The organism is Spirochaetota bacterium, assembly GCA_040756435.1.
GTDB lineage: Bacteria > Spirochaetota > UBA4802 > UBA4802 > UB4802 > UBA4802.
The window spans coordinates 1-3896 of record JBFLZD010000107.1; the positions used below are offsets into that span (position 1 = coordinate 1).

A 3896-nucleotide genomic window follows, 5' to 3' on the forward strand; every position below is an offset into this window, starting at 1 on the left:
TTTTTTCCCAGCTAGATAATTCCCAAATTATTTTTTTATTTTTTTTTGTTTTATCTCTAAGTTCATTTAAATTTTCTAAAACATATAATAATTTATTTGTTAAATTATCCATTGTACTAATAATTTCAGCATATACTCCTTTTTCCCAGAATATATGGTAGGGTAACCAACTTCCAGTTATAACAATACTTCCTGCATACATATGTTCTTGCATCGTTCCACTAAATTGATCTGTAATTGGTAAGTTAATCATTATATCAGTCGCGACTCTAAGTTTTGCAATATTTTCATATGACATAAACTCTTTTAAAATCGTACTTTTAATTTCTGAAGTAAATAATAATTTTTCGATTATGCTCCTGTACTCATCATTACCATATGTCATAGGTAAGACTAAGAACAATTTATCTTTATATATTGGGTCCAATGTATTTAATAAATTTATTATTTTTGCTTGTTGGTGTATTGGATTTGATGAGTATCCTACCACTAAAACAATTTTATTTTGAGGAAAACCCAAATCTTTTCTTGCTTGTTCACTAATAATTAATTTATTTTTAAGTATATCAAGGACTTTCAACCCAAAAGGTATTACATGAATTTTATTTGATAAATCAATGTCTTTATAATAATTTAGAAAATCATTTACCATGATTGGGTTTGTAAATGTTATAGCGTCGCATTCTTTAATCATTTTTTTTAACTTTTTCTTTGTCTTATTAGTAGCTTGGTAAAAATCGCTACCCCATATTGTGATCACTATCTTTTGACTAATCTTCTTAAAACTTTTCCAAAAAAATCTATTTGTAGGGGATAGATATTGAATATGCAATATATCACATTTTAGTTGTTCCCTTATTATTCGTTTTATAACAAAATACTTAAAAATTTTAATTGGAAAGCCTAATATTTTATCTTTAACAATATCATTCCTAAAATTTAGTTTTGCTGCATAAAGATTATAATTTAAATTATTTTCCAAAATATATTCATTAGGCTTGTGATAAATAAACAAATTGTATATATTAAAAGAATTTGTTTTTCTAAGGTTTTCAATCAACTCTTCTATAAAAATCGAAATGTTATTACTAACAAATGTTATTTTCATGATATACTCTTAAAATGTTTATTATATATTTCTCGTGCTTTCTCATAATCTTCCACAACTCCTATATCCAACCAATAATCCTTGATTTGATATTTAGTAATAGGTTCATTATTTTGAATTAAAATTTTTATTAAATTATCAATACCAAAATATTCATTATAAGGTATATAGTTGAAAATACCAGGTTTCATAATATAAATTCCTGCAATAATTTCAAATTTTAATTCAGGTTTTTCATCAACACTTTTAACATATATCCCATCAGAAATAATATTCCCAAACCTGAAAGGCGTCGTTATTATTTTAGTTGCTATTGTTAAAAAAGAATCATGATATTGCATTGCAAAATCATATATTTTTTTTAGATCTGCATTAGTCAAAATATCACCATTCATTAACAAAAATGGTTCATTTAAATAATCTCTTAACAAACTTAACGGACCCGCTGTTCCCAATGGTTTTTCTTCGAAGCTATAAATTATTGAAACTCCATATTTACTCCCATCGCCTAAAAAAGTTTTTACATATTCCCCCATATAATTTATTGCTACATATATTTCATTAAAACCCGATTCTCTTAAATGTTCAATCTGTACTTCCATTAATGACCTTTCACCTAAAGGCAATAATGGTTTTGGGATAATATCTGTAAAAGGTTTTAATCTGCTTCCTAATCCACCCGCTAAAATAACTGCTTTCATTCTTTATCTCCCAAATTTATATTATTATGAGAAAATACTTTACGAAATTAAAATTTTTTAAAACATATATTTTGTTAAATAAATTATTATTCTATATATTCTATTGTTTAATTTTCTTTACAGGCACACCAACACATGTAACACTTTCAAAAATATCATGAGTAACGACAGCTCATGCCTCAGCAATGATAAAGGTTTTCATTTTACTACACTCCCCGCTTTTATAAACCCACTTACTTCTATATATTCTTTTGAAACAGCATTACTCCCAAAAAATGTTCCTTCTTTTATCCTTGCTCCACCATTTACAACCGCTGCCGTGCTAATATGACAATGGTCTTCAACAATTGCATCATGCTCAATTAATGCTTTGGTATTAATAATGCAATTATTGCCTATTTTTGCTCCTGTATTTATAATCGCAAAATGCATTATCGTGTTTCCTTCTCCAAGTACAGCATGCTTTGATACATATGCTAATGGTGAAATAATGTTTGGCAATTCAAAACCTATCTCTTTACAATATTTGTAAATCTTGATTCTTGCAGAGTTATCTTTAATAAAACCAACCGTTAAAACAGCTTTTTTGATTTCACAAAATATTTGTGGTAAATCTTCATCTGACCCTATAAACTGGTATCCTAAAACTTTTTCCCCGATTTTTTCTCTTTTATCTACTATTCCAAAAATATCAAAACTGCCTATAGATTCAATAACATCTATTACAGATTTGCAGTGTCCGCCTCCACCGATGAGTATTATTTTTTCTTTCATACTCTAACCCCACTTGGTATATTTACCACTCTATCCTCTAACCACTCTGCATCTGGTGTGTCTATTTTAAAACAGTCTTTATACATTTCAAGCTTATACATCAACCTCCAGATAGGTCTTGTTTGAATACCATTTGAGTTTGTATAGTTTAAAAATTTGTCTCGTTCTTGCCTATTTTCAAGAATTATGCCGTTTAACCAGTAGTTTGATTGAGAATTATCAGGCTCGCTTATAAACCGTATTCCTCCCTTATCGCAAAATTCTTTATATAATCTTGCCGTTTGTCTTTTGTTGCTTAATATCCCATTAAACCACTCCATCTGTGCTACACCGATTGCAGCATTTATATTAGGTAATCTATAATTATAAGCCACTTCATCGTGAATGTATTCGTATGGGTGGGGAACTTTTGCCGTTGTTGTAAGGTGGAGTATCCTTTGGGCAACCTCGGGATCGTTGGTAACTACCATACCACCACCTCCGGTAGTAATAATTTTATTACCGTTGAAGCTAAAAACACCAACTTTTCCAAAAGTTCCGCAATGTTTATTTTTATACCAACTCCCCAGGGCTTCTGTTGCATCTTCGGCACATATAAGCCCATACTCGTTGCATATATCAACAATCTTATCAATCTTGCAAGGTTGTCCAAATATATGCACAGGGACAACGGCTGATATCCTTCTTCCGGTATTTTTATTGTATAAATTACCGTTTTTTAATGTTGTATGTTCCTTTAAAAATTTATGTAAACTTTCAGGACTCATACCTAAGGTGTCAATATCTACATCAACAAAAACTGGATAAGCTCCGCAATGAGAAATTGCATTTGCAGAAGCAACAAATGTTAAAGGTTGAGTTATAACTTCATCTTCTGGCCTCACTCCCAAAACCTTTAGTGATATATGGAGTCCTGCAGTTCCATTGACAACAGCAACAGCATAAGAAGATTCAGTATAATCTTTTATCATATTTTCAAATCTTTTGACATAATCTCCCACATAAGAGACATATGTAGATTCTATACAATCTATCAGATAGTTCTTTTCATTACCCAAAAAGACCGGCTCATGGAGTGCTACCTTGTCTTTTTTATAGAGCTGCTTAATAAAATCTGTAATCTTTATATAATTTTCCATCATATATCACATCTTATCATCTAAATATTTTCCAGTTTCTCTGTGTTTAAATTCCGGAAGAACATACTTAAACAACTCAACTAAATCCTTTTTACTCAATCTACTTTTTCTCAAGCTTTCTATCTTATTTATAAAATTATCTAACCTTTTAAGGTTATATTAATACTTCATTTT

4 protein-coding genes are annotated in these 3896 nt (G+C 29.5%); all 4 read right to left on the reverse strand.

The genetic code is table 11. The features are described from left to right. A partial coding sequence (locus AB1444_16195) for a glycosyltransferase (protein MEW6528197.1) occupies window positions 1-1108 on the reverse strand: 1108 nt, incomplete at its 3' end. After that, window positions 1105-1809: a sugar phosphate nucleotidyltransferase gene (locus tag AB1444_16200; protein ID MEW6528198.1), complete on the reverse strand. Its 705-nt coding sequence runs from the start codon at window positions 1807-1809 to the stop codon at window positions 1105-1107. The genes AB1444_16200 and AB1444_16195, both read right to left, overlap by 4 nt. A gap of 198 nt (window positions 1810-2007) precedes the next feature. Then, complete coding sequence (locus AB1444_16205; GenBank protein MEW6528199.1) at window positions 2008-2583, reverse strand: NeuD/PglB/VioB family sugar acetyltransferase; 576 nt, start codon at window positions 2581-2583, stop codon at window positions 2008-2010. Further along, on the reverse strand, window positions 2580-3722 hold the full coding sequence (locus AB1444_16210; GenBank protein ID MEW6528200.1) for a LegC family aminotransferase: 1143 nt from the start codon (window positions 3720-3722) through the stop codon (window positions 2580-2582). The genes AB1444_16205 and AB1444_16210 overlap by 4 nt, the downstream gene beginning before the upstream one ends. Between the last annotated feature and the right edge of the window lie 174 nt (window positions 3723-3896).